A 25,088-nucleotide genomic window follows, 5' to 3' on the forward strand; every position below is an offset into this window, starting at 1 on the left:
TGAAAGGATCAATGAAAAGTCTAGTTAATAAAAACATAAAAAACAGTATGCGATTATCCGCATTACTGTTATTATCCTCCCCGCTGTTCTTCTTACAAAGTTGTAAAGAACAGGCTTTGGATGTCGAAAACCAAGATCAGTATACCAAAGTTTTCATGCAATCCGCTAGTAACGGTGCTGTACCTAAAAGTTTGGCCATTAAAGATGAATGGACCAATATTGCTTTTGGAGCTGGCTATGGCGGATTCAGTATATTAAGCAACCCTGTAACCGTAAATTTTGAGATTGACCAAGAAAAGGTAGATCAATATAACCAACAGAACAATACAAATTATGAATTGCCACCTGTCGAAAGTTATAAAATTTCCAGTCCGTCTGTTATCATTCAACCGGGAAATGCCGGATCTAATAATAGTAACCTGGAGATAAACCCTATAAAATTGGGCGGTACAAAAACCTATATCATTCCTGTTTCAATCAGTGATGTTCAACCCAGCCTACCGGTTAAAGAAAACCTTAGGACTACCTTTTATCTGGTAAATGGAGTCTATGAATCAAATCCTTTTACACCAATCTCCATTGAAGGTTGGGAGATTCACGATTATTCGGATGATGATTACGATGGTGCCGGTGGAAGAGCGAAATATGCCATTGATGGTACCAAGGAAATGATTTGGTTATCCACCTATCGTCGAGTTAACGGTTGGAGGCCGCCACATCCGCATTACTTGACCATTGATATGAATGCCACCCATACGCTCCATGGAATTACATTATACGGAAGAACAGGTGCTAATAATGCCTATCTTTTTCCAAAAAATGTACTTATACAAACATCCAACGATGGAAATACCTGGACTGATGCTGGTCTATTCAGCATTGTAGCCTCCTCAGAAGATACATCTGCAACCATGTATTTTGAGAAAAGTGTAAGCTGTCGTTATTACAAAGTAACGGTATTAAGCAGTGCGGGTAATGGCGATACCACTTCGATTGCCGAATTGGTAGCATTCTAATGTGGGATTTAATCTATAGATAACATGAAGAAATTAATTGGGTTAATCATAATGGGCAGCATGGTTTTGGCATGCGGAAAAGGCGGTGGAGGTAATGAACCTGTTATCGACCCTCCAAAAAAGGATATCATTGTAAAAACAATGACCTATAATATCTTTGGCGCTAGATCTGGAGGAATTCCAGATCTAAAGGTCATTGCGGAGGTCATCAAAAAAGCAGATCCAGATCTTGTTGCGCTTCAGGAAGTCGATAAAAACTCCGACCGCAACAAACACAATGGCGATATTGCCAAAGCATTGGGCGAAATGACAGGTATGGATTATCATTTTGTGAAGGCTATTGATATAGCAGGTGGTGAATATGGAGATGCCGTACTTTCAAAACTTCCCGTAAAAGAAAAGAAAGGATTTAACTTGGAAGTCGATCCTGCTTTGGGAGGAGAAAGAAGATCTGTTGCACGCATGTTGGTAGAAAAAGACGGCAAAGAATTCTATTTCATCAGTACGCATTTTGACCACTTAAGTGATGAACGAAACAGGATCAAGCAGGCAAATGATTTCAATGCACTATGTAAAACCTTTGGGAAACCGATGATTGTAGGTTCCGATTTTAATGCGCTACCAACATCTAATACGATGAACATCCTGAAGACCTATTTTACCGTTGGCTGTTTAAATGGAAACTGTAGCCAGTTTACTTTTCCTACCCCAACGCCAAACAGAACCATTGACTATTTGATCTATCAACCTCTGAATGCCTTTACACCTCAAATGTATTCGGTGTTCACGTGGGCGAATAAAGAATCGGACCATTACCCTGTAATCGCGAATTTTAAAATAAACTTTTAATTGAATTAGGATCTACTGGAAGAAATTTCGTTAGATCCTATTGAAAAAAACCAGAATTAAAATGGTTTTCAAAAGGATATCATGTTCTTTAGCGATGTAATCTTTAATGCTTTTCATCGCTAAGGACATATGTTCCTTTACCGTTTGGGTGGAAATCTCCAGATTACCTGCAATTTCTTTATAAGTCAAACCTTCCTCTCGAGACATTCTAAATATACGTTTCCGCTGAGGTGGTAAAGTATTTATCGCGAGATTGTAGATATTGGCATATTCCTTATCCAAAATCGTTCGTTCAACACATTCTCCCCCTTCGATCTGTTCATGTTCTGTGGCATCAACTTTTAACATGATGGAGGCACTGATCTGCTTTTTGATTTCTTTATAAACTAAATTTCTGGTTATTCGGAAGATGTAATGCCGAATGGGATGAGTGGTTTGTATACGTTCGCGTGCATTCCAAAGATTCAAAAAAGAATCATGAATAATATCATCGCAAATTGCTTCATCTTTTATATATTTTTTGACAAAATAATACAATTCTTTTGCCAGGCTATTGTAGATGAATACAAAAGCATCATGATCACTGTTTTTTAATCGTGAATTTAAACTAATGTCTGAAATATAGTCCAAAGTTTAGGCTCCTTCTCTACCCAAAATTAGTTATAACGTATTAAGTAATTGTTAAACCTAGTTTATCTAAAAATAATGTCCACCTTGCGGTTTTGAATTTGGTTATTTAATTAAATCAAATATAAGGTAATACACATTACATGTCAAGGAGAATTAACATAGATTTAATCGATATTAAACTTAAGCTTAATTAACTTCAGCCTTCACACTTTCCTCCTTGTTGAAAACCGTAGTTCCAATACTTGCCAAAACCACACAGGCCACAGATGCCCATTGCATACCGGTCAAGAATTCCCCTAAAAAGATCAAACCCGACAATGCCCCGAAGGCAGGCTGCAAGCTGGTCAGGATACTAAAGGTTTTTGCAGGCAATCGACCCAAGGCAAACATATCTAAAGAAAATGGCAGGGCACTAGAAAAGATCGCTACTCCAAGTCCTTTAAGGAATAAACTTGGGGTAACATCCATAATGGCGCCATCCCATATGGCGAAAGGAACTATAAAAAAAGTAGCAATCAGCATGCCCGTACTTACAGCATGTCGGCCATCCATGATTTTGGAAACCTTTCCTCCTACCACAATATACACCGCCCAAAAAGTACCAGCTACAAAGGCCAATACCAATCCTATGATATCGATGGAATTATTCTGCCAGGGCACGATCAATAGGATCCCTAAACAGGCTAGTAAGGCCCAAATCACATCCAACCATTTACGGGAAAAGGCAAAGGCCAGGAAAAGAGGACCGATAAATTCTATGGTTACACCCAAACCTAAAGGTATGCGCTGAATGGCCATGTAAAAGATCAGGTTCATTGCGGCAATCCCCAAACCGTAAATCGCACAGTACAACCATTGCTTTTTATTGAAGGAAAATATGGGTGGTCTATTGATCAACAACAATAATATAGCTGATAAACCAATTCTTAAGGTACTTGTTCCAATTGGACCAAGAGCGGGAAAAAGTTGTTTGGCAATGGATGCCCCACCCTGCACGCAGACCATGGATAATAAAGCAGCTGTAACAGCTAAATTGGCGTGTTTTAATTTCATTGCTATGGAAATTGCATGGCAAATATAGGTATTCCATGCCTTGTTTATTAAAGGAAAAGAAATGTTTATTTTTCGAATGCTTAGGTATATAAACACCTAGTAAAATCAGAGATTAAATAAAGTAAAAATATAAGCACAAAGAAAAAAGGAAGCGATAATATCGCTTCCTTCGTATTGAAGGATATTTTGGCAGGCTCCTTCAACAGCTATATCCTACGGGGAATAGAATTAGCTAACTAAACATATATGGACAGGATTGTCAAATACTATTGATAAACACGTACATAGTCAATTTCATAAATGGCTTCATTGATGGAAGGATCAACATCACCACCAAAATACCCCCCCATGGCCATATTCAATATGATGAAAAAATCATGGTGAAATGGGTACTGAGGCGAACTTTTGAAAGTATGGTAAGCTTTTCCATCCACCTTGAAAATAATTTCATCCTTATTCCAATCCACAGAATACACATGGAAGTTTGTTGTTGCTGTAGCCAACTCTGTAGTCTTGGTCGTGGCATTTTCCCCATGATGTTCTGGATAATGTAAGGTTCCATGTATCGTGTTCAGTTGCTTACCCACATGTTCCAGTATATCAATCTCCCCACATGCAGGCCAGATTTTTGTTTGGTAATTGCTACCAAGCAACCAACCGGCTGGCCAAGTTCCTTTTCCAACAGGCACTTTTGCACGGATCTCCACCCTTCCGTACGTAAAATCAAATTTTCCGCGCGTCACTATTCGAGCTGAGGTATATCCAAAACCTTCATAGTTCTCCTTAATCAATTTGATCTTTAAGGTGCCATCTGAAATATAGGAATTTGCTGACCGGTCGGTATAATATTGCTTTTCGGCATTTCCCCATCCATTCTCACCATTCCCAATTTCATGGGTCCATTTCTTGCTGTCCAAGCCTCCAGGAACATTGAATTCATCTGCCCAAACCAGCTTTTCTGGTCTTGAAAACTCCAATTCCTCCGTTTTAGAAATGGTAATTCCGTTGGCAGAACGTGCAGTAGCAGTAACTGTATACTTCCCTGCGATAGGATAGGTATATTCTACTTTTCCGGTTTTACTTACTTCCTTTTGGTTGTTGCCAAAATTGATTTCATAGGATAATGCATTATCCGCCTTTGCTTCAAAAATATACGTTCCACTTCCGGCTTCCTTTTCCGTAATTTGCAAGGTTAAATTTGAAGGCGCATCTCCTGCTGGATCACTCCCCTTATTACTACAACTGATTACCCCTGACAAGGCAATGATCAATATCCAAAATCTATACATCGTTATTTTGCTTTAAGTTTAACATACCAGGCAAGACCATCTCGACCAATGGTCCGCAATTGCATTTCCGTATCCGTTCGTTTTAGGATTTGGTATCGATGGGATCCCATATAATTACCAACAAAACCCAATTTTGAGAATACGATAAATTCTGTTGTTTCGGAACCATCATATCCAAATGCTTCCGAATAATCTGCTGCTTTTGGTCCTAATAACGTAAAATCCCCACCTCCAGTTAAGGTATTATCGAAATCACGCAGAAAATCCTTATTCCCAAAAATGGAACCATTGGTTTTGTGCGTAAAACTACCAGAGGCTGTAAAGGTGTACTCATCATCATATATGCCTAAGCCTTTTTTATCCAATGGTGGTGCAGCCCACCATATGGGTTCCATTCCATCACTAGGTCCTACTCCAAGATGACCAGAGGCTAAGGAATCTAAAGCCCAAGTTTTGCTGGACCCGGCAGTTAGCATGGCTACCAATTCTGGATTAGGAATAAAATCACGTTGAACGGTTATTTCCTGTGTCGTTTCAGAAGAAACGCCCGCTCTTCCATAAGCGATTACCTTTACTTTAAATGTTTCTACACCTACGTGTTTATAGGCGTGCTGGAAGCTATTGGTGGTGGAAGTGATGGGATTGGAACCATCTGCAAAATCCACCCGATAGGTAAATGCATGATCGGCATTTACAGTTAGGGATACTTCCCCAGATCCATCCCCATTGGGATGGGTTGCATCCTTTCCTTTGATATCAAGCTGTAGTTGAGGCGTTGAAGGTGTATCGATGTTTCCAAAGGTAAAGGTTTCCTCCTTACAGCTATAGAGCCCCAAGAAGCAAATCATGGCTATTAAAAAATTCTTTCTCATGGTTTAATAATTAGGGTTTTGTTCAAGATTTGAAATTCGCACTTCATCCAAAGGGATAGGATAGACTTCATGCTTACCGACTACGAATCCCAAGGATCCCAACCTGGAAGCTGCCATGCCCGTGCGCACAAGATCGAAGTAACGGTCGCCTTCCATGGCCAATTCCAATCGACGTTCCGACAGAATTGCATCGTATAAGGATGCTCCTGCTGCATTAACATCATGGTTATTATTTCCAAAAGCTCTCCTGCGAACCAGGTTAAGATAATCCTTAGCTTTGATATCATTTGGCGAACTGCTTTTGTTCCAAGCCTCAGCAGCCATCAACAACACCTCGCTATAACGTATGATGCGAAAATTGTTCAGGTAATTCAATTCCACCTGACCTGATGTCTGACCTTTTCTAGGCTGATATTTTTGGGAATACAATCCTGTATTTTTATATGGTGCAACCTGATAGGAAATACCATAGGATGGATTAGCGGCAGCATAGGCATCGATATCCAGGATGGTTGCATTTTTCCTTTGATCGCCTACTTCATAAGCTGAAGCTAGATTACCTGCAGGAAGGTTGGTACTCCATCCGGCCGCATAAGGCATAGCATCAGTTCCTGCTAAACCGCGGATTCCACATTGCTGAACCGCAAAATTACCCTGTCCGCGCATCGGTGCATCCCAATTATAATAAGGGAAGGTATTGGTATATTGAATTTCAAATACGGATTCGGGACCATTCTCTCCAGCTTGGAGAAAAATGGAAGCGAAATCTGAAACCAAAGAGAAAGCATTCGATGTGATTATACTTTCCAAAACAGGGGCCGCTTGATCATATTTTTTCTGGTAGAGGTAAACTTTTCCCAACAATGCCTGTGCAGCGTATTTTGTAATTCTACCCTTTTGCTCTTGAACTGGAGGTAGATTTCCAATAGCATCCAACAAGTCCCTTTCAATCTGTTCGTAAACCTGCTCCTTGCTGGAACGCTGGATTTGCCGGGACTCATCTAGACTTAATCGTCGATCCGCAAACAAAGGTACACTTCCGAATAAACGGACCAACGTAAAATAATAATATGCCCTCAGAAAACTGACTTCGCCATAAAGGGCATCCTTTCCATTAAAATTGACTGCTCGGCCCAATGGATTTTGATCCCGATATTGGGTCATGAAATTTGCCCGATTAATCCCTTCATAAGCAGACTGCCACAGTTCCCTCAATGTAGCATTTTCAGGATTCACCGTAAAATCATCCACCTGTTGCAATGCAATCACATCAGAGGCACTTTCTCCACCGGCTACCGCATTGTCCGAAGCAATATCTCCGATCGGAACAACTTGGTTCAACCATTGCAAAGGAGTATAAACCGAGATTGTCATTGTCCGATAATCATTCTCATCCTGCAGGTAGGTTGTCGCAGCAATTCTGAAATCATCTTTAGGACTATATTCGACCCATTTCTTGCAGGAAGTTGTACCCAATCCCAGCAAGGCAATGAAAACTAAAGGTTTTGCGAATTTATAGGTATGTTTTTGAATGTTCATGACTTAAAATTTAAAATTAGCACCAAAAGAAAAAGTCCTCGCTTGTGGATATGCCCCACGGTCAACACCTGTATTCATGATTCCTCCAGGCAATTCCGGATCATATCCTAGATAGTTGGTAAACGTGAATGCATTTTTAACCTGCGCGAACAGGCGGATAGATTTAACATATTTTGAAAGCTGTGGATTTTCCAATGTATAACCCAATTGAAGGTTCTTCACCTTTAGGAAGGATCCATCTTCCACGAATCGGTCAGAAACTCTATTGTTATTGTTCGCATCCGTAAAGGAATATCTTGGATAACGAGCGTCATTCGTACTGTTTGGACCTGTCCATCGGTTCAGGATACTGTTCGGTTTATTGGAATAATTGGCATTCCGTTCATATGCGCGGTACAGATCATTACCGAAAGAACTGTATAAGAAGGCGGAGAAATCAATCATTTTATAAGAAAGGTTCAAGCTCAAACCCAAAGTCATGCTTGGGAATGGATCGCCTATTTTGGTCATATCCGAAGCATTGATCACGCCATCTTCATTGATATCCATAAATTTGATATCCCCGGGTCTAGCGCCTTCCTGTTGAGCCCATGCATCAATTTCATCTTGATTTTGGAACAATCCAACAGTTTTATATCCATAGAAATAACCTGGTGTCTCCCCTTTTTCAAAAACGGTTACTGTCTGCGATTGACCATTGAAATAACCCCCGCCAATGATTTTTGCAGTGCCATCGTCATTGGTCGCTGTTACTTTATTCTTTGCTGTGGTAATGGTCAATGCAGAACCAAATTTCCAGTTGGATCCGTAATTGTCGTTATACCCGAAGGTGATATCCAAACCATCTGTTTGGGTAGAACCAATATTTGCCGTAGGGATGGCAACTGTGCCCAGGTAAAGCGAGGCAGAAGGGGTAAACAACAGACCATCAACAGTTTTATGAAAATAATCAGCATCCAAGCTGAATTTGTTATTTGCAAATTGAAGGTTGAATCCCACGTTGGCCTGTACCTGTTTTTCCCAAGCTAAGCTTGGATTATCAATGGAGGTTAGGCTAGATCCCGAATAAAAAACACCCGAGAAATTATATCCATTGGAATTTGCATTTGGTCCATAAACTGGTCCTCCAGTACTGATTCCAGCAAATTGAGGACTTACATTTTCATTTCCGATCGTACCGTAACTTGCTCTGATTTTGAATAGATTTATGAATTCCGATTGAAAGAAATCTTCATTTGAAACAACCCATCCAAGAGAACCAGATAGGAAATTCGCAAATTTATTGTTAGATCCGAAAGCATAGGATCCATCCCTACGCATGGACACCGAAGCCAAATAACGTTCGTTATAATCGTAATTGACACGCCCAAAATATGAAAGATTCTTTCGGAAATATTGTCCATAACTTCCATCACGTCCATCCGTACGTTCGGAAGAATTGGCCCCAGTTGCTGCACTGAAATCCGCGAACTCCCAAGAATTATAGGGAACATCTTGTCTGGTTGCAGACATACCATTTCCAGTAGCCTTAAAAGCCGACATCCCTAAAACAGTCTCAAAATTATGCAATTCATTCACCTTAAAATCATAATTCACGAAGTTTTCCCAGGTATAATTAAAGTATTCATTCTTATTATGGCTCACACTATTGTGTTTGCCCGTAACAGTAGAACCGTCCGCATTCATGGAATTATCCACATTATTTACACCATAGAACACCAAAGGATTGAAGGTTTTTCCATTATCATCATATCGGGAATAACCAAACCTGGAAGTAAATCGAAGATTGTGAAGGAGACTATAGGTGAGCTCACCCTTCCCATAGATCTTATTACCCCGGTAGGTATTATAAGTGTTTTCCAATTTGGTCAAAGGATTGAAAATTTCGGATAACAATAAGGTACTGAAACCATATTGACCGACGATATTCGGATCAGTATTGTACAAAGGGACAGTAGGGTCATAATTCAACGCACTACCAAGAATGGAGTTAAACGAGTTTTCCTGAATACCTTTACTATTGATCAATACATAGCTCGTATTTAATGTAAATTTCAGTTTATTGCTCAAATCATAACTCATATTGGCCGTACCAGTGGCACGGTTGAACCTGGATTTATCATAACCACCAACAATACCTCCCTGCCCCAACCAACCGGCTGATAGAAAGTAAGTGGTTTTTTCACCTCCACCATTTGCTGTAAGGGTATAGGATTGATCCAATGGTTTTTCAAAAACCATCTCCTGCCAGTCAACGCCTTCACCAAAAACAGTGATATCCGGGAAAATAGCGTTTCCACCAGCAGCAATGCTTCCTTCGTTAATGATTCCTGCATATTCTGTGGCATTGAGCATGTTAATTTTTTTCACAGCCTCTTGGTAGCCGACATTTGTATTGATACCAATTTGTACAGGAGCATTCTTACGTCCAGATTTCGTGGTGACAACAATAACCCCATTGCCGCCTTTGACTCCGTAAATTGCAGTTGTAGCAGCGTCCTTTAAAACATTTATAGACTCGATATCCGTGGAAGATATGGCATTGAGATCGTCCAAGGATTGCGGTACCCCATCAACGATAACCATCGGATCTGTCCCTGAAAAGGATGGGATACCACGCACAAGGACGGTCGGTTTAGATCCTGGAGTTCCTCCTTGTATAACATTAACCCCAGATGCTCTTCCCTGCAATGCTTCCTCTACGCGCGTAGGTCTCAATTTTTCAATATCTTCACCTTTCACTGTCGAAATCGCACCGGAAACCTTGGTAATTCGCTGCGTTCCATAACCAACTACAACAACATCCTCAATCAGACTGGCATCACTGGCTTCCAATTGGATGTTTAAATTCCTCGCATTTGCTGTTAAAGTAATGGTTCTGTCTTCATAACCTACATAAGTTATGATCAATTGATTACCTGGTTGAGCAGATATTTCAAATCTACCCTGACCATCAGTACTGGTCGCTTTGTTGGTACCCAAAATCCGGACAGTAGCCCCAGATATGGTTTCGGCAAGCGCATTTCTCACAACACCAGTATAAGATTGCTCCTGCACTTGGGCTTTGGCCATAGAAGGCATCACAAAGGTCAATAGGAGCATCAGGTTGCAAACATACATATGCCACTTGCATTTGTTGATTAGGTAAAATAACATCATGTTTAATTGCTGTTTATAAATGGTTAAAATTTCTGAAGGCATACTTAGCAGTCGCACATCAATATCCCAAAGTTAATGTAGAATGCTTTATCCACCAATTTTTTACACCCTATAATGCCACTACAAAATAAATTTATACCATTGTAAATCAGATAATTAAAATACTACATATATTTGTATTAAAAAAAAGAGAATCTAACCAATTAAAATATGACCAATTTCTATTCTAGGGTTTTTCTTTTATTAGTAACTCTCCTACCCTGCTTGACTGTTATGGGACAGAAGAACATTGGTGTAGCCAAGATTGTTAACATCAGCCATTTTGATATGGATGCCGGTACCCAAAATTGGCAGATTCAGCAAGATAGTGCTGGTACTATGTATATTGCCAATAACAATGGGCTGATCACCTTCAACGGGAAAGAATGGAAATCCTACCCCATTCCGAACCATACTATTCTTCGTTCGCTGAAAATCATAGATCAGAAAAGAATTTACGCCGGTGGTCAAGGTATGTTCGGATATTTTATCCCCCACAATTCAGGTTTACAGTATGTCGATTTAACAAAACTAATACCGAAGGAACAGCAAGATTTTGGAGACACTTGGAGAATTGAACAATTTGAAAACCACATATTCTTTCAAACATCCCGATATATTTTTCAATATGATGGAAAGAAGATAACAGTTTTACCTGCAGCAAGAGGAACAGAATGGTCTTTCCTTGCCAAAAATCAGGGACGGTTATTCATAGCAGAAAAGGACAAACTTTATGAATGGAAACAAGGGAAACAAGGGAAACTTACCCTTATTCGAAAAGATATTTTTGCCTATATCACCGGGCTGACCGATCTAGGTAAGGAGGGCATTTTGGTAAGTTTATTGACAGAACAAGCATTTCTTATCAAAGATAATGGAACGAGTCCTTTCCATTTACCCTCGGAAATAGTCAACCAACAAGTAAATAGTATCAGTGAATTGGAAAACGAGCAATATGCGATCGGAACTGTCTCTAATGGTCTTTATATTGTTGATAAAAATTGGAAAATCATACAGAATATCAATAGCTCAGATGGTTTAAGGAACAACACTGTGCTATCGAGCCTAGTGGATAAAAATGCAAGGCTTTGGCTTGGTTTGGACAATGGCATCGCGATAATCGATGCCAATTCAGCCATCAGAAATATATACCCTCTACCTCAAGTTCCGATGGCCAGTTATACCTCTTCGGTATATGACAATAAATTATTCATTGGGACCACCGATGGGGTCTATCAAACGACTATTGATCCTGATGCAAGGGATTTATCCTATTCCTCCCACGCATTCAAAAAAATGCAGAATAGCAAAGGACAGGTATGGAATTTCGCCATTACATCCGGTGAATTCTACATGCTGCACCACACAGGGACTTACCATTATCAGAACAATAACTTTGTACAGATGAACCAATTAGGTTCCTGGCTAGTGAAGGAGACAAAAGATAAACAACTTTTGATCGGGACATATAATGGTCTTTTTAGTTCTTCTAATGGTTTAAAAGACCTGATGCTGCTAGGAAAAATGGATGAATCCATGCGTTTTCTACAATTGGAGAAAGATGAACGATATGCTTGGACCTCGCATCCTTATCGAGGGGTATATCGATATCATTTGGAAAATCCACAAGAAAAAGCGAAACTATATGGTAATGAAGATGGTTTGCCAGCCCAAATCAACAATTACGTCTACAAAATCAAAGATCAGATTTTGGTCACCAACCCTCAAGGGATTTATCGTTTCGACCACCATAAGAACCGGTTCATTAGAGATGAATATTGGAATGCGCTCTTCGGAAATAATGCTATCATCTATCTGAAAGAAGATCAACAAAATCGAGTATGGTTCGTTAGTGAAGAAAGATTAGGAGTTCTAGATTTAAGCACTAAAAAAATAACCTTTTTTCCTGAACTCGAAAAGAATATGATAGGTGGATTCTACCATATCAATCCTGTTGACGGGAAGAATATCTTAGTTGGGTCCTACAATGGGTTATTTCACATCAATTATGAGGTTTACCGCTCCAGAATGGAGAAGCCGGTCATATCCTTCAATAAGATTTTAGTGAGTAACCAGGTAAAAGACAGCATATTGATGAACGGTTATTTCAGTAGCCAGTTAAGTGAAACCAAAAAACAGGATCAGGAATTATGGATGCCTCCGGCTTTCAATTCCATTATTTTGGATATCTGTAACCATGATTTCCAAAAAGATGCCATGCAGTATGCTTATCGAATACAAGGGCAGGGTGATTGGTCTAACTGGACATCGGAATCTACTCGGACCTTCGGGAACTTAAAACCTGGAAAATATGTTTTTGAGGTGAAGGCAAAAAACCGATATGATCAAGAATCCGAAACACTTTCCTATACCGTCAACATCAATAAACCTTGGTACCAAAGTCTTTGGGCGATAATCATTTATTGCTGTCTTGGTTTAGGATTAGTTTATCTCGGTTATACACTTTACCTTAACCAACTTTGGAAGCAAAAAGAACGTTTTGAAAAAAAGCAAAGGGACCTCACCTACCTTCATGAATTGGAAAGTCGGGATAAAGAACATAAGATTACCGAGCTGGAAAAGGAAAAGTTACAAAATGATCTGATGTACAAAAACAAAGAATTGGCTTCCATCACCATGAATATTTTTAGAAGGAGCCGTCTAATGGATCGAATGAAACTGGAAATGGAAGAAGTAATCGCCAATATCGATAACAGGGAGACGAAAAACGAAGTGGAAAAAATCGTCAAAAAATTAGTGGACCATTCGAAACAGCGGGATGATTGGGAGCAGTTCTCCCTACATTTCGATGCCATCCATGCTAATTTTTTGAAGAAAATAAAGAATAAATATCCTGCCCTAACAGCAACCGATCTTAAACTCTGTGCTTATATCAAACTCAATATGTCCAGCAAGGAAATTGCCCAGATATTGCATATTTCGCCTAAAGGTGTGGAGGTCGCTCGCTATCGATTACGGAAAAAACTAAACTTGGATCAGCAGGCCAATCTTGCGGATTTTCTGAATGATATTTAACCCACACTGGCAACAATTAATTTTAAATAATTTTTATTTCCATGAAATAATCCCTAGCTTAGTCGAAACTTTAGGGGTGTCTGCAAGGATTGCAGGCTGAGATTTTACCCTTTGAACCTGATCTAATTCATATTAGCGTAGGGAAAAGTAGAACTCAACATGGGTGCGTATCTGCAACCTTGCGGCGTTCCTAAAGTTTATCAAAAAAGATAAACATAGGAATGGAAATCAGCATCAACCAAGAAAAAATTCATTTTGAAATTGCTCCAGCGTCGATCCAAGAATTACTGGAACAACATTACCCAACTTTAACATCAGGTTTTGCCATTGCCCTCAACCAACAGGTAGTGCCGAGGGACCTCTGGAAATCCACCCCTATCCAATCTCAAGATCAAATACTAATCATTTCGGCCACCCAAGGTGGTTAATATTCATTTTTCATACCCCCATATTATGAACGAGCAAAGCATAAGTACGAGCCCATTTCCCAATTCCAGAAAGATTTATGTTTCTGGAGAACTGTTCCCTATCCAGGTTCCCATGCGGGAAATCAGCCTTAGCCCAACAAAACTAAGCAAAGGCGGCGTGGAGGAAAACCCAGCCATTACGGTCTATGATACCTCTGGTCCATACACCGATAGCAACGAAACCATTGATGTACGCAAAGGACTGAAAAGGGTTCGGGAGCAATGGATCATCGATCGAGGTGATGTGGAAGAGTTAACACAGATCAGCTCCGAATATGGAAAAGCCAGGTTAGCAGACCCTAAATTGGATGAACTCCGTTTTTCCTACGCACATAAGCCCCTAAAGGCTTTGCCAGGCAAAAATGTGACCCAATTACATTATGCACGAAAAGGGATCATCACCCCGGAAATGGAATATATCGCCATCAGGGAAAACCAACGTATAGAGCAGATAGAAGCTGCTCCAGCCGCATTGCAGCAACAACACCCAGGCGAAAGTTTTGGTGCAAAAACCCCGAAAACTAGAATCACCCCTGAATTCGTTCGGGAGGAGATTGCAGCAGGACGTGCGATCATTCCCAATAACATCAACCATCCTGAAAGTGAGCCAATGATCATCGGACGTAACTTCCTCGTAAAAATCAATGCCAATATTGGCAATAGCGCGGTAAGTTCCAGCATCGAGGAAGAAGTGGAAAAGGCTGTTTGGGCATGCCGTTGGGGTGCAGATACCATCATGGATCTGTCGACAGGAAAAAACATCCATGAAACAAGAGAATGGATCATTCGCAACTCGCCTGTTCCGATCGGTACTGTGCCTATCTATCAAGCCTTAGAAAAAGTGAATGGAGTGCCAGAGGACCTGACCTGGGAAATTTTCAAGGACACCCTGATCGAACAGGCCGAACAAGGCGTTTCCTATTTCACCATCCATGCGGGAGTACGATTGAAATACATCCACCTGACTGCCAATAGGGTAACTGGGATTGTATCCAGAGGTGGATCCATCATGGCAAAATGGTGTTTATACCATCATCAGGAAAGTTTCTTGTATACGCATTTTGAGGAGATCTGTGAGATCATGAAACAATATGATGTGGCCTTTTCCTTAGGCGATGGTCTGCGACCGGGATCCATTGCTGACGCCAATGATGCGGCCCAGTTCGCAGAGTTGGAAACCTTGGGAGAACTGACCAAAATTGCCTGGAAACACGATATACAAGTGATGATTGAGGGTCCTGGCCACGTGCCTATGCACATGATCAAGGAAAATATGGAAAAGCAGTTGGAGGAATGTGATGAAGCGCCTTTCTATACCTTAGGACCATTGACCACCGATATAGCGCCAGGTTATGATCATATTACCTCAGCAATCGGAGCGGCCATGATCGGTTGGTACGGATGTGCCATGCTTTGCTATGTAACTCCCAAAGAACATCTGGGATTACCGAATAAAAAAGATGTGAAAGATGGAGTCATCACCTATAAACTAGCTGCCCATGCCGCTGATCTGGCCAAAGGACACCCTGGAGCCCAATACCGAGATAATGTATTGAGCAAGGCGCGATTTGAATTCCGTTGGGAGGATCAATTCAACCTCTCCTTGGATCCGGATACCGCAAGGGAATTCCATGATGAAACCTTACCTGCTGATGGGGCGAAAATAGCGCATTTCTGCTCCATGTGCGGACCGAAATTCTGCTCGATGAAAATCACTCAGGAAATTCGGGAGGCCACGGAAGAAGGCATGTTGGAGAAGTCAAAAGAATTTATTGAATCTGGAAAAGAGATCTATATATGATCATCGTGATTTCAGAAGAGCAGTATGTTCCTTCGGAACTGAAGCATTGGTTGGCCTTATTTGATGCAGGACTGGAAAATCTCCATCTGCGCAAATACGGCTTACCAGATCAACTTCTGCTGTCCCTTCTGAACCAAATTCCAACTGTATTCCGGAAATATCTGGTACTACATAGCCACCAGCATTTGGCTGCTGAATTAGGAATCGAAAGAGTACATCTCAAAAGAGAGGGATCGATCGAAATGGAATATCAAACCTTCAGGAAATCCTGTTCCACCCATAGCCTGGAAGAATTTAACCAATTGACCAGCTTTTGGGAATATGCTTTTTTAGGACCTTTATTTTCGAGTATTTCCAAACCGGGATACCAAGCAAACCCGGATCTGGCCAATGCTTTAGCGATTACCCAAAGACAAAACTACCATACAAAACTGATTGCGCTGGGTGGAATCTCCAAAAAGCAAATCACAAAACTATCCATATTAGATATCGATGGAATAGCCTTAAAAGGAGGAATCTGGAAATCTGAAAACCCAGCACAAAGTTTTAAAGAAATACAAAAACAATATCTAAATGAAAAAGGGAAAATCAATTCCTAGATTACAATATATTTCCCAAGGCCTTACAGAAACCGATCAGCTCACAGGCATACAGCGAGTTCTGGATGCTGGAATCAAATGGGTTCAGGTAAGATGGAAAGAGGCCGACCTTGCGGAACTAAAAAATCTTCTGGAAATAGTCAAACCTCTATGTCAATCCTATAATGCTTATTTATGCATCAATGATCAGGTGGCATTGGCAAAGGAATTCGAAGCAGATGCCTTACACCTTGGCCTAAATGATTCCCCCATAATACAAGCAAGGGCAATTTTAGGATCGGACACCTTGATTGGAGGAACCGCAAATACCTTCCAGGATGTAAAACAAAGGATCGAAGAAAAAGTGGATTATATTGGATTGGGCCCGCTACGATTCACCAGCACCAAAAAATCATTAAGCCCCATCCTTGGCTATCAAGGCTATGAAGAAATCTTCGAAAACCTCAGGCTGCATGAACTTTCCTGCCCTCCCATCTTTGCCATTGGTGGAGTGGAATGGGAAGACACGGATATCCTACAGCATTTAGGCCTTTACGGCTTTGCGGCTTCCAAATTATTTTTAAAAGAACCGATACCTTCAGAACTAATTCTATGAAACCCTTAGTTATTGCCGATAAAACATTTGATTCACGCCTATTCTTGGGAACAGGCAAATACGGAAGCCATAAACTGATGCGTGAATCCATATTAGCCTCCGGTTGCAACATGGTCACCATGGCCTTAAAGCGCTTGGACATGCAAGAAAAGGAAGATTTCTTTTTACAAGCGATGGAAATCCCAGGTATGAACTGGCTACCAAATACCTCAGGTGCTCGAACTGCAGAGGAAGCTATTTTTGCCGCTCAATTAGCGCGAGAAGCATTAGGCACCAACTGGCTGAAGTTAGAAATACATCCCGATCCCCGCTATCTACTTCCCGATCCGATCGAAACATTGAAGGCGACGGAAGAATTGGCAAAACAAGGATTTATTGTCCTGCCCTACATCCATGCCGATCCTGTTCTCTGTAAACGATTAGAAGATGTAGGCACCGCAGCTGTGATGCCGCTTGCGGCCCCTATCGGTAGCAATAAAGGCCTAAAAACCATGGATTTTTTAGAGATCATCATCGAACAGAGCCAGGTTCCAGTCATTGTGGATGCCGGAATCGGAGCGCCCTCTGATGCCGCCAAAGCCATGGAAATTGGAGCAGATGCCGTATTGGTCAATACAGCCATTGCGACAGCTAATGATCCAATCCTAATGGCCACAGCCTTCAAAGAGGCAGTAAATGCCGGAAGAATTGCTTATGAATCGGGATTAGCCGCAACGAAAAGCAAGCATGCAGCAGCTTCTTCCCCTTTAACTTCCTTTTTATTCGATTGATCATCAGCAGTTATGCTTAACCAGTCAATTTATCAGTAGCTATGTTAAACAAATCAAAGTATCAGCAGGTATTCCAACAATATGCCTGGGAAGATATCAAAGCAACGATCTATGAGGCTACAGCAAATGATGTTTCCCGAAGCTTGGGCAAAACCAGGTTGGATGTTTCCGATTTCATGAACCTGATCTCACCAGCGGCCGAACCTTATTTGGAAGAGATGGCTTTTCGATCCATGCAACTGACCCAACAACGATTCGGAAAAACCATACAGTTATATGCTCCGTTGTACCTCAGCAATGAATGCCAGAACATCTGTACTTATTGTGGCTTCAGTATGGACAACAAGATAAAACGAAAGACACTGTCCGACAGCGAATTGCTCTTGGAAGCTTTTGCTTTAAAGGCCATGGGTGTTAACCATGTGCTGTTGGTATCCGGAGAAGCCAATAAAATCGTAGATACCCCCTATTTCCTGCATGCCATAGAACTTTTGAGGCCACATTTTGCGCATATTTCCTTGGAAGTACAGCCTTTGGACCAAGCAGATTATGAAGTGTTGCAAAAAGCTGGACTACATTCCGTGCTGGTCTATCAGGAAACCTATCATCAGGAGGTTTACAAACAGTACCATCCAAAAGGCAAAAAATCAAACTTTTCCTATCGATTGGATACCCCCGATCGCATCGGAAAGACTGGAATCCACAAAATGGGCTTGGGCGTTTTATTGGGCCTGGAAGACTGGCGTATCGACAGTGCTTTGAACAGCTTCCATCTGGAATATTTACAAAAAACCTACTGGCGAACCAAATATTCGGTTTCCTTTCCCCGCTTGAGACCGGCCCAAGGTATCATAGAACCTAATTTTATCATGGAGGATAGGCACCTGCTTCAGCTGATCTGCGCCTATAGGATATGGAATCCCGATCTGGAAATTTCCCTTTCCACACGAGAGGACCAAAAATTCAGGGATCATATCATTCCTTTAGGAATTACCCATATGAGTGCCGCCTCCAAGACCAACCCAGGGGGCTATGTGGTCGACCCGGAATCCTTGGAACAATTCGAGATCTCGGATGAGCGATCGATGGATGATATCAGACAGTTGATTCGAACAGTGGGATATGAACCGGTAATGAAAGATTGGGATAAGGTTTACTCCTCATTTGCATGAAAAAGGAAGATCCGTTTTTACGATATAGCCGTCAGGTGTTCATCGAGGAGATTGGTGTCGCTGGGCAACGCAAAATTATGGCCTCCAAGGTTCTGGTGATCGGCGCTGGCGGATTAGGTTCGGCTATTATTCCTTATCTGGCAGCCGCTGGGGTTGGATGCATTGGAATTATGGACCATGACCTGTTGGAATTGCATAACCTTCAAAGGCAGATCATCCATCAAGAAAAAAACATCGGGCATCCTAAGGCTCATAGTGCAGGCGATTTTGTCAAAGCATTGAACTCCAGTTTAATGGTCCACACCTATCCTTTTGCTCTGGATCAGACCAATATGGAATCCATAATCAATAAGTACGATATTATCTTGGATGGCTCAGACAATTTCGAAACACGCTATTTGATCAATGATGGCTGTGTTCAATATCAAAAACCATTAGTCTATGGAAGTATCGAAGGCTTTCAGGGGCAACAAACTGTATTCAATTATCAAGGCGGAAAAAATCTGAGGGATCTATTTCCCCAACCAGAAGAGCCAAGTTACCAGCCAACCTGTGATAGCCTCGGCGTACTAGGACCTTTAGCAGGCATTGTTGGGAACATGATGGCTTTACAGGCCCTAAAAATATCAGCTGGTTTACCTGTTACGATAAACCAGCTGACCATCGTTGATGGCTACCATTGGCGATTTACGACGGTGAATTATTAATCCTCTCGGGAACCGTCATCGGCCATTCGAACTATTTTTGGTGAAAAATTGGCCACAATATCCACCAGATCTTCTTGGGCGGCCATCACGGTATGAATATCCTTATAAGCCATTGGTGCCTCATCCATATTGGAACCGATAAGGGTAACTCCCTGATCGTTCAACATTTGCAGCATGTCCTGTTTTTTCAGGTTTTTAATGGCTTGGGTACGGCTCATTTGACGACCAGCCCCATGGGAAGCAGAGTTGATCGACGACTCCACTCCTTTCCCTCGAACCAAGAAGCCGTCGGATGCCATGGATCCTGGGATAATCCCAAGGACACCCTCTGCAGCAGGAGTAGCTCCTTTTCGATGCACCATCAGTTCTTTGCCTTTATATTGCTCTTTCCAAGCGAAATTATGATGGTTTTCAATCTTGGCCATCCTATCTACCCCCAGATCCTTCAACACCTTTTCATGGATCACCTCATGGCAGGCTGATGCATAATCACCCGCCAGGTTCATGGCGTTCCAATATTCTTGACCGGCTTCTGTATCCATCCCCAAATATGCTAAATGTTGTGCTTGGTAAGGGAGTTTACACAGCTCTTTAGCCAATTTGGTATAATGTCCGGCAATGGTAGCGCCAAGTCCACGAGAACCAGAGTGGGTCAACAAAGCGAGGTATTTCCCTGCAGGGATACCTAATTCCTGGTCCTCTTGCTCAAAATTAATCGACCCAAATTCTACGAAATGGTTCCCTCCTCCTGAGGATCCCAACTGTGTCCAAGCCTTATCCTTCAAATTCGAAATAAAGGGGATTTCTTGGAATAAAGGATTTTCCAACACTTCATGATCCAATCGCTCATGCTTTAAAAAACCATTGCCAGCTCCAAACCGGGTGTTCTGCAAAATGATCTTTTTAAGCCAATCGTGTTTTTCCAGTAAGGCAACATCTTCCATATCAAAGATGGATAAGGCCATTCGACATCCGATATCCACCCCTACAGCATAAGGAATAATGGCATTTTCCGTTGCCAATACCCCGCCGATTGGTAAACCATATCCCTGGTGGGCATCAGGCATCAAAGCACCCGCTACCGACACCGGTAATCGCATAGCAACATCCATCTGCTTTCTTGCCCCCTCTTCAATATGTTCTTCCCCATATACGGCGTAGGCATCCGTTGATTCTTTTAATGGAATGATGTTGGTGTCCTTTTCCTCGGGAAACAATAAAGCTTTCGCCAAGGGTTCGAAAATCGCGTCTTCCGAAAAGGATTCCGGATCAGCTAAAACCTCTTTAAATTTCTGAAGCATTTCATCACGTTTTAATCCATGACGCTTGCTATTGATCTTTAGGGCAATACCTAATGCACGGTTTTCTTTATAACCTAAGGCTAATAAATCATTCCCATTTATACGTTTATTTTCCATTTTTTGTTTTCCTTTCTTCTTTTTAAAATTGCTAGGGACGAATTTCCCTAGCAAACTTCTTTATTTTACGAACAATTGTTTTAACTGGTCTAATACCTGGCCATTGCCTGAAACCGAGATGTTATTGATCTTTTCGGAGATCTTCTCCATGTATTCCATTTCTTTCAACCGGAACAACATGTTATTCTCTTCCAATAATTTAGCCGTGTTCAACAAACTTCTGGTCGAAGCTGTTTCTTCCCGCCGGGTGATGATATTGGCTTGCGCCCTTTTTTCAGCAATCAACACCTGATTCATGATATCCCGTACATCGCCAGGTAAAATGATATCCTTAATCCCTACATAGAACAATTTCAATCCCAATTCCTCCACCTTCAATTGAAAGTTCTTGAAAAAATAGGAAGAAATTCCTTCTCTATTTTCCATTAAGCCATCCAAGCTAAAGTTTCCAATGTATTCCCGCAATCCAAATTGCATCAATGCATAAAGTTGATTGTTAAAATCCCTATTATCCAAAAGGGCTTTATAGATATCTTCAACTTGATATTGCACGATAAAATTGACCCGGATCTGGGCTTTGTCCTTGGTTAAGATCTCTTGTCCAGGAACATCCATCTGTAAGATCCGCAAATCCACTTTTTTGATTTCGATCTGTATGCTGTTTTTCCAATAATAATAGCTTCCCGGCAACAATTCCTGTTTAAACATACCATCCACAAAAAGCAAACCCTTCTCTTCTGGATTTATGGTAAACATTCGCACAAAACACTTTAATTGGGATTTTTCAAGCAAATCTCTCTTTATAGACGTTGGGATTTCCAATGTGCTTATATCATACTTTTCGAAACTGTTCTTTTGCAAACCTTTCCAAAAGAAATACCGTCCGGCACCCAAGACCTGATATAAATTACCATTGATCCTATGTAAGGCAATTTCCATATCCGGAACCTCGATGACATCAACCAATTCGGCAAAGCCTGGAATGGTTAACATCAGATCCATGTCGAATGGCATTTGCACCACTCCGCTCATTTCATAAACAGCAAGCTTCTCGCCCATCCATAACCAATATTTCCCAGTGGTTAAGATGCGTTCTACGGCATTGTTTTTCAATACCAAGCCTACTTCGTTTTTGTTGATGTTAATCCTTTTCATTTTATTTCATTTTTGGTTTTTATTCCATTTGTTGACAACCTCTTTTTCATTTTACAGCTTCTCTTTTCCTTGTTCATCCCTTGGACAACGGGGATAAGAGGTAAATCCTTTTGCAATTATATACGCTTATGATTTAGGGTATAAATCCGAAGGAATAGCTCAAATCCGCTGGTCATTCAATGGATTGTTACAGATCCTTTCGTCCGCATTGCTGCAGGTTAGAAGATCCTAACGGAACAAGGAATCGATCTGCTTTTCATGTATTTTAGCTTTACCAATTAAGCAACATTGCTTTCGCAAAGACAGGACTCGAACCTGCATATAATTCAACAATCCCTTTGTTGAATGGAGTCAGCAAGCCAACTCTTGATCAGTATACAGTCTATAAATCTATAGCTGCACTATCCTGCTATTCAGAAACAGTAAAATGAATCAAAGAACTTGGTCATACCTGACACTACAAAGATGGGGCTACTACTGCGCAGGGTAATTGCGCAATAGAGGAAAATGCTAAAAATTTTTAAAAAATATGCTAAACACCTGATTTAATGAAACATATATTTTAATATTTCATTATCACTTGGAAAGTAACAGAACAAATACGCAAATAGATTGCGTAGTGAAATCCATTTCATTACATTTATGTTAGCGAATAACCAGATGAAATAACATGTCAAGCAATAAACTCGCCTTAATACGCTATAAAACGATCGACCAATGCTTAAAGCAGCGGCATCGAAAATGGACCTTGGAAGACCTGATGGAAAAAGTATCGGATGCCTTGTACGAATTGGAGGGGATAACTTCTGGCGTTAGCAAAAGGACCATACAGGGAGACATCCAATTGATGCGTAGTAACAAATTGGGTTATAATGCACCGATAGTTGTCAAGGATAGAAAATTTTATGCCTATGATGATCCTACCTATAGCATCAGCAACTCCCCATTATCCCATATGGATATGGAGAAGATGAAAGAAGCATTGGATGTATTGAAGCATCTTAATGGCTTTTCCTTTTTTGAGGAGATGAGTGACATGATCATCCGACTGGAGGACAAAATATTGGTAAATGAAAGTAATAAGCCAAATATTGTCCAAATGGAAGGCAATAAATTGTTGCGAGGGCTGGAGTGGATCAATCAGATCTACCAAGCGATCAAAAATCAAATTCCCCTTTTGATCAAATATAAATCATTCAAATCCCAAACTGCAACCGAACAGATTTACTATCCTTATTTATTGAAAGAATACAGGAACCGATGGTTCTTAATGACCTATACAAAAAACGGAAACACCCTAATAACCTTGGCATTAGACCGTATTCTGGAGATTGAAGAGATGGCAAAATCTTCTTTTAAAGCTTATGAAGGGATAGATTTTGAACGCTATTTTTCGGATACGATCGGCGTTACGAAAAGTCAAAAAGACCGTGGTCAGGCTGTTTTGTTAAAATTTGACGCCAAAAATGTCCCTTATGTGGAAACTAAGCCCCTACATGATTCCCAAGAAATCGTGCAGCGATATCCGGATGGATCGGCATTGTTCCGCATTGATGTGGTCTTGAACCTTGAATTGGAAAGGGAGATCCTAGGTTTTGGGGAATGCGTCGAAGTGCTCGCGCCAAAACAGCTAAAGAACTACATTAAAAGAAGATTGTTCAGAGCTTATAAACAATACCAGAAGGAACCTAAAGTGGAGAAACAGAACAGTTAAAAAGAAATGAAACAAACGAAAACAGGTAAGAAACCAAGAAAAACCACCGCTGGACCAATTAGGGAGAAGGCCAGAACGATGAAAAACCTGGTGGCGGCCGTTGGCAAGGTGTTGAAGAAAAAAGGATATCCTGGATTGACCATCGCAAATATTGCGGTGGAAGCAAAAGTGGACCGGAAATTAGTATATGCTTATTTTGGAAACTTGGATAATTTAGTGGAGACCTATATCACCGAACAGGATTATTGGAAATCCAAGGCTAAAAAACAGATTGCCAAGCTGCTGGAGCAGGACCAAATGAGTAAAGAGGAAATGCATGGCTTATTGTTTGGACAATTTGAAACGGTCCTGCAGGATAAGACTTTGCAGCGGATTTTGCAATGGGAACTTTCCGAACCGAATACATCGCTTCGCAAATTGGCGGATGCGCGGGAGGAAGTGGGCGAAGAACTGATTCAAAAATTGGAAAAGAATATTGGGAAGGATGGATTGGATATCCGTGCGGTATTGGCTCTGCAGACAGCCGGTTTGTATTACTTGGCGATACATGCCAAATCGAATGGAAGCACTTTTTGTGGGATTGATATCAATGAGGCAGAGGGAAGAAAACGAATTGAAAAGACCTTGATGGATATTTTGGAAAAATTAGATGAAAAAAAGAATCAAAATTGATGAAAAACTTACACTTCGGGCCTTAGTTTCGGCTGATGCGATTCGGATGTATCAGATAATTGATTCCCAACGGGACTATTTGGGCGAATGGTTGCCTTTTGTGCAGTTTACCAATAAGCTGGAGGATAGTAAGGGTTTTGTGGAGATGTGTATACAGAATTGGAAGAACATGAAAGATTTTGTGTTTAAGATTTGTTTGGATGATCGGATGGTTGGATTGATTGGAACGAAAGAAATTGATTATTTGAATAAATCTACGGAGATAGGGTATTGGTTGTCGGAGGAAGTACAGCATCAAGGGATTATGACAAAGGCGGTTAAGGTGGTTATTGAGCATTTGTTTGAGGAGTTTAATTTGCAAAGGATTCAGATTTGCTGTGCAACTGGAAATGTGAAGAGCAGTAATATTCCGCTGAGGTTGGGTTTTGTGAAGGAGGGGGTTAAGAGAAATGCAGAATGGATAGGGAATTATGAGTTTAGGGATTTGGAGGTGTATAGTTTGTTGAAAGGTGATTTTTGATAAGTAGTTGCGTCAT

At 41.0% G+C, this 25,088-nt stretch carries 21 protein-coding genes and 1 riboswitch; of the genes, 13 read left to right on the plus strand and 8 right to left on the minus strand.

What is annotated here, in order from left to right; translation table 11 throughout:
- Window positions 1-11 precede the first annotated feature (11 nt).
- Window positions 12-1,016, plus strand: coding sequence for a BT_3987 domain-containing protein (locus VJ786_RS03060; RefSeq protein ID WP_167554244.1), 1,005 nt, complete (start codon window positions 12-14; stop codon window positions 1,014-1,016).
- Window positions 1,017-1,040: 24 nt separating this feature from the next.
- Window positions 1,041-1,865, plus strand: a complete 825-nt coding sequence (locus tag VJ786_RS03065) for an endonuclease/exonuclease/phosphatase family protein (protein WP_134776791.1) — start codon at window positions 1,041-1,043, stop codon at window positions 1,863-1,865.
- A 30-nt stretch (window positions 1,866-1,895) separates the two neighbouring features.
- On the opposite strand, the gene VJ786_RS03070 is transcribed toward VJ786_RS03065, so the two are convergent.
- From VJ786_RS03070 to VJ786_RS03095, 6 genes are all read right to left on the minus strand, one after another.
- Window positions 1,896-2,495 carry an RNA polymerase sigma factor gene (locus VJ786_RS03070; RefSeq protein ID WP_099366219.1) on the minus strand — a complete coding sequence of 200 codons (600 nt, stop codon included), beginning with the start codon at window positions 2,493-2,495 and terminating at the stop codon, window positions 1,896-1,898.
- Between the two features lie 186 nt (window positions 2,496-2,681).
- On the minus strand, window positions 2,682-3,548 hold the full coding sequence (locus tag VJ786_RS03075; RefSeq protein ID WP_134776792.1) for an EamA family transporter: 867 nt from the start codon (window positions 3,546-3,548) through the stop codon (window positions 2,682-2,684).
- 266 nt (window positions 3,549-3,814) lie between these two features.
- Window positions 3,815-4,837 (minus strand): family 16 glycosylhydrolase, encoded by a 1,023-nt coding sequence (locus VJ786_RS03080; RefSeq protein ID WP_134776793.1) that lies wholly within the window; start codon window positions 4,835-4,837, stop codon window positions 3,815-3,817.
- A gap of 2 nt (window positions 4,838-4,839) precedes the next feature.
- Complete coding sequence (locus tag VJ786_RS03085; protein ID WP_134776794.1) at window positions 4,840-5,709, minus strand: hypothetical protein; 870 nt, start codon at window positions 5,707-5,709, stop codon at window positions 4,840-4,842.
- A gap of 3 nt (window positions 5,710-5,712) precedes the next feature.
- Window positions 5,713-7,248, minus strand: a complete 1,536-nt coding sequence (locus VJ786_RS03090; protein WP_134776795.1) for a RagB/SusD family nutrient uptake outer membrane protein — start codon at window positions 7,246-7,248, stop codon at window positions 5,713-5,715.
- A gap of 3 nt (window positions 7,249-7,251) precedes the next feature.
- Window positions 7,252-10,407 carry a SusC/RagA family TonB-linked outer membrane protein gene (locus tag VJ786_RS03095; protein ID WP_245153294.1) on the minus strand — a complete coding sequence of 1,052 codons (3,156 nt, stop codon included), beginning with the start codon at window positions 10,405-10,407 and terminating at the stop codon, window positions 7,252-7,254.
- A gap of 273 nt (window positions 10,408-10,680) precedes the next feature.
- Here VJ786_RS03095 and VJ786_RS03100 point away from each other — a divergent pair, with 273 nt between their 5' ends.
- The 8 genes from VJ786_RS03100 to VJ786_RS03135 all read left to right on the plus strand — a co-directional run bounded on the left by VJ786_RS03100 (window position 10,681) and on the right by VJ786_RS03135 (window position 19,593).
- On the plus strand, window positions 10,681-13,482 hold the full coding sequence (locus VJ786_RS03100; RefSeq protein ID WP_336557239.1) for a triple tyrosine motif-containing protein: 2,802 nt from the start codon (window positions 10,681-10,683) through the stop codon (window positions 13,480-13,482).
- Window positions 13,483-13,544: 62 nt separating this feature from the next.
- Window positions 13,545-13,643, plus strand: a riboswitch (TPP riboswitch).
- 60 nt (window positions 13,644-13,703) lie between these two features.
- Complete coding sequence (thiS, locus tag VJ786_RS03105) at window positions 13,704-13,910, plus strand: sulfur carrier protein ThiS (RefSeq protein WP_099366213.1); 207 nt, start codon at window positions 13,704-13,706, stop codon at window positions 13,908-13,910.
- A gap of 25 nt (window positions 13,911-13,935) precedes the next feature.
- Window positions 13,936-15,750, plus strand: a complete 1,815-nt coding sequence (thiC, locus tag VJ786_RS03110; protein WP_167554245.1) for a phosphomethylpyrimidine synthase ThiC — start codon at window positions 13,936-13,938, stop codon at window positions 15,748-15,750.
- A complete protein-coding gene (locus VJ786_RS03115; protein WP_134776797.1) occupies window positions 15,747-16,349 on the plus strand; it encodes a thiamine phosphate synthase in 603 nt (200 codons plus the stop codon). The genes thiC and VJ786_RS03115 overlap by 4 nt, the downstream gene beginning before the upstream one ends.
- The gene (locus VJ786_RS03120) at window positions 16,324-16,944 is read left to right on the plus strand and encodes a thiamine phosphate synthase (protein WP_209023112.1); all 621 of its coding nucleotides are present in this window, start codon (window positions 16,324-16,326) and stop codon (window positions 16,942-16,944) included. Before VJ786_RS03115 ends, VJ786_RS03120 begins: the two co-directional genes overlap by 26 nt.
- Entirely contained in the window at window positions 16,941-17,714 is a 774-nt protein-coding gene (locus tag VJ786_RS03125; protein ID WP_134776798.1) for a thiazole synthase, read from the plus strand. Before VJ786_RS03120 ends, VJ786_RS03125 begins: the two co-directional genes overlap by 4 nt.
- A 41-nt stretch (window positions 17,715-17,755) precedes the next feature.
- On the plus strand, window positions 17,756-18,886 hold the full coding sequence (gene thiH / locus VJ786_RS03130; RefSeq protein WP_134776799.1) for a 2-iminoacetate synthase ThiH: 1,131 nt from the start codon (window positions 17,756-17,758) through the stop codon (window positions 18,884-18,886).
- Complete coding sequence (locus VJ786_RS03135; protein WP_134776800.1) at window positions 18,883-19,593, plus strand: HesA/MoeB/ThiF family protein; 711 nt, start codon at window positions 18,883-18,885, stop codon at window positions 19,591-19,593. Before thiH ends, VJ786_RS03135 begins: the two co-directional genes overlap by 4 nt.
- On the opposite strand, the gene VJ786_RS03140 is transcribed toward VJ786_RS03135, so the two are convergent.
- Both VJ786_RS03140 and VJ786_RS03145 read right to left on the minus strand, forming a co-directional pair.
- Window positions 19,590-21,011 carry an RtcB family protein gene (locus VJ786_RS03140; protein WP_134776801.1) on the minus strand — a complete coding sequence of 474 codons (1,422 nt, stop codon included), beginning with the start codon at window positions 21,009-21,011 and terminating at the stop codon, window positions 19,590-19,592. The two genes, VJ786_RS03135 and VJ786_RS03140, sit on opposite strands and share 4 nt — an antisense overlap.
- Before the next feature lie 60 nt (window positions 21,012-21,071).
- Window positions 21,072-22,166 carry a slipin family protein gene (locus tag VJ786_RS03145; RefSeq protein ID WP_134776802.1) on the minus strand — a complete coding sequence of 365 codons (1,095 nt, stop codon included), beginning with the start codon at window positions 22,164-22,166 and terminating at the stop codon, window positions 21,072-21,074.
- Window positions 22,167-22,836: 670 nt separating this feature from the next.
- On the opposite strand from VJ786_RS03145, the gene VJ786_RS03150 reads away from it, so the two are divergent.
- From VJ786_RS03150 to VJ786_RS03160, 3 genes are read left to right on the plus strand one after another with little or no spacing between them, the layout of a single operon-like run.
- Window positions 22,837-23,880, plus strand: coding sequence for a helix-turn-helix transcriptional regulator (locus tag VJ786_RS03150; RefSeq protein WP_134776803.1), 1,044 nt, complete (start codon window positions 22,837-22,839; stop codon window positions 23,878-23,880).
- A gap of 6 nt (window positions 23,881-23,886) precedes the next feature.
- Window positions 23,887-24,552: a TetR/AcrR family transcriptional regulator gene (locus VJ786_RS03155; RefSeq protein WP_134776804.1), complete on the plus strand. Its 666-nt coding sequence runs from the start codon at window positions 23,887-23,889 to the stop codon at window positions 24,550-24,552.
- Complete coding sequence (locus tag VJ786_RS03160) at window positions 24,530-25,072, plus strand: GNAT family N-acetyltransferase (protein ID WP_134776805.1); 543 nt, start codon at window positions 24,530-24,532, stop codon at window positions 25,070-25,072. Before VJ786_RS03155 ends, VJ786_RS03160 begins: the two co-directional genes overlap by 23 nt.
- The last annotated feature ends 16 nt before the right edge of the window (window positions 25,073-25,088 follow it).

The organism is Sphingobacterium tenebrionis (genome assembly GCF_037126265.1).
Classification (GTDB): Bacteria; Bacteroidota; Bacteroidia; order Sphingobacteriales; family Sphingobacteriaceae; genus Sphingobacterium; species Sphingobacterium tenebrionis.

Bases quoted from the DNA above. Each gene is read 5' to 3' on its own strand.
- VJ786_RS03060 (WP_167554244.1), top strand. From the start codon at position 12: ATGAAAAGTCTAGTTAATAAAAACATAAAAAACAGTATGCGATTATCC.
- VJ786_RS03065 (WP_134776791.1), top strand. From the start codon at position 1,041: ATGAAGAAATTAATTGGGTTAATCATAATGGGCAGCATGGTTTTGGCA.
- VJ786_RS03075 (WP_134776792.1), bottom strand. From the start codon at position 3,548: ATGAAATTAAAACACGCCAATTTAGCTGTTACAGCTGCTTTATTATCC.
- VJ786_RS03080 (WP_134776793.1), bottom strand. From the start codon at position 4,837: ATGTATAGATTTTGGATATTGATCATTGCCTTGTCAGGGGTAATCAGT.
- VJ786_RS03085 (WP_134776794.1), bottom strand. From the start codon at position 5,709: ATGAGAAAGAATTTTTTAATAGCCATGATTTGCTTCTTGGGGCTCTAT.
- VJ786_RS03090 (WP_134776795.1), bottom strand. From the start codon at position 7,248: ATGAACATTCAAAAACATACCTATAAATTCGCAAAACCTTTAGTTTTC.
- VJ786_RS03095 (WP_245153294.1), bottom strand. From the start codon at position 10,407: ATGATGTTATTTTACCTAATCAACAAATGCAAGTGGCATATGTATGTT.
- VJ786_RS03100 (WP_336557239.1), top strand. From the start codon at position 10,681: ATGGGACAGAAGAACATTGGTGTAGCCAAGATTGTTAACATCAGCCAT.
- thiS (WP_099366213.1), top strand. From the start codon at position 13,704: ATGGAAATCAGCATCAACCAAGAAAAAATTCATTTTGAAATTGCTCCA.
- thiC (WP_167554245.1), top strand. From the start codon at position 13,936: ATGAACGAGCAAAGCATAAGTACGAGCCCATTTCCCAATTCCAGAAAG.
- VJ786_RS03115 (WP_134776797.1), top strand. From the start codon at position 15,747: ATGATCATCGTGATTTCAGAAGAGCAGTATGTTCCTTCGGAACTGAAG.
- VJ786_RS03120 (WP_209023112.1), top strand. From the start codon at position 16,324: ATGAAAAAGGGAAAATCAATTCCTAGATTACAATATATTTCCCAAGGC.
- VJ786_RS03125 (WP_134776798.1), top strand. From the start codon at position 16,941: ATGAAACCCTTAGTTATTGCCGATAAAACATTTGATTCACGCCTATTC.
- thiH (WP_134776799.1), top strand. From the start codon at position 17,756: ATGTTAAACAAATCAAAGTATCAGCAGGTATTCCAACAATATGCCTGG.
- VJ786_RS03135 (WP_134776800.1), top strand. From the start codon at position 18,883: ATGAAAAAGGAAGATCCGTTTTTACGATATAGCCGTCAGGTGTTCATC.
- VJ786_RS03140 (WP_134776801.1), bottom strand. From the start codon at position 21,011: ATGGAAAATAAACGTATAAATGGGAATGATTTATTAGCCTTAGGTTAT.
- VJ786_RS03145 (WP_134776802.1), bottom strand. From the start codon at position 22,166: ATGAAAAGGATTAACATCAACAAAAACGAAGTAGGCTTGGTATTGAAA.
- VJ786_RS03150 (WP_134776803.1), top strand. From the start codon at position 22,837: ATGTCAAGCAATAAACTCGCCTTAATACGCTATAAAACGATCGACCAA.
- VJ786_RS03155 (WP_134776804.1), top strand. From the start codon at position 23,887: ATGAAACAAACGAAAACAGGTAAGAAACCAAGAAAAACCACCGCTGGA.
- VJ786_RS03160 (WP_134776805.1), top strand. From the start codon at position 24,530: ATGAAAAAAAGAATCAAAATTGATGAAAAACTTACACTTCGGGCCTTA.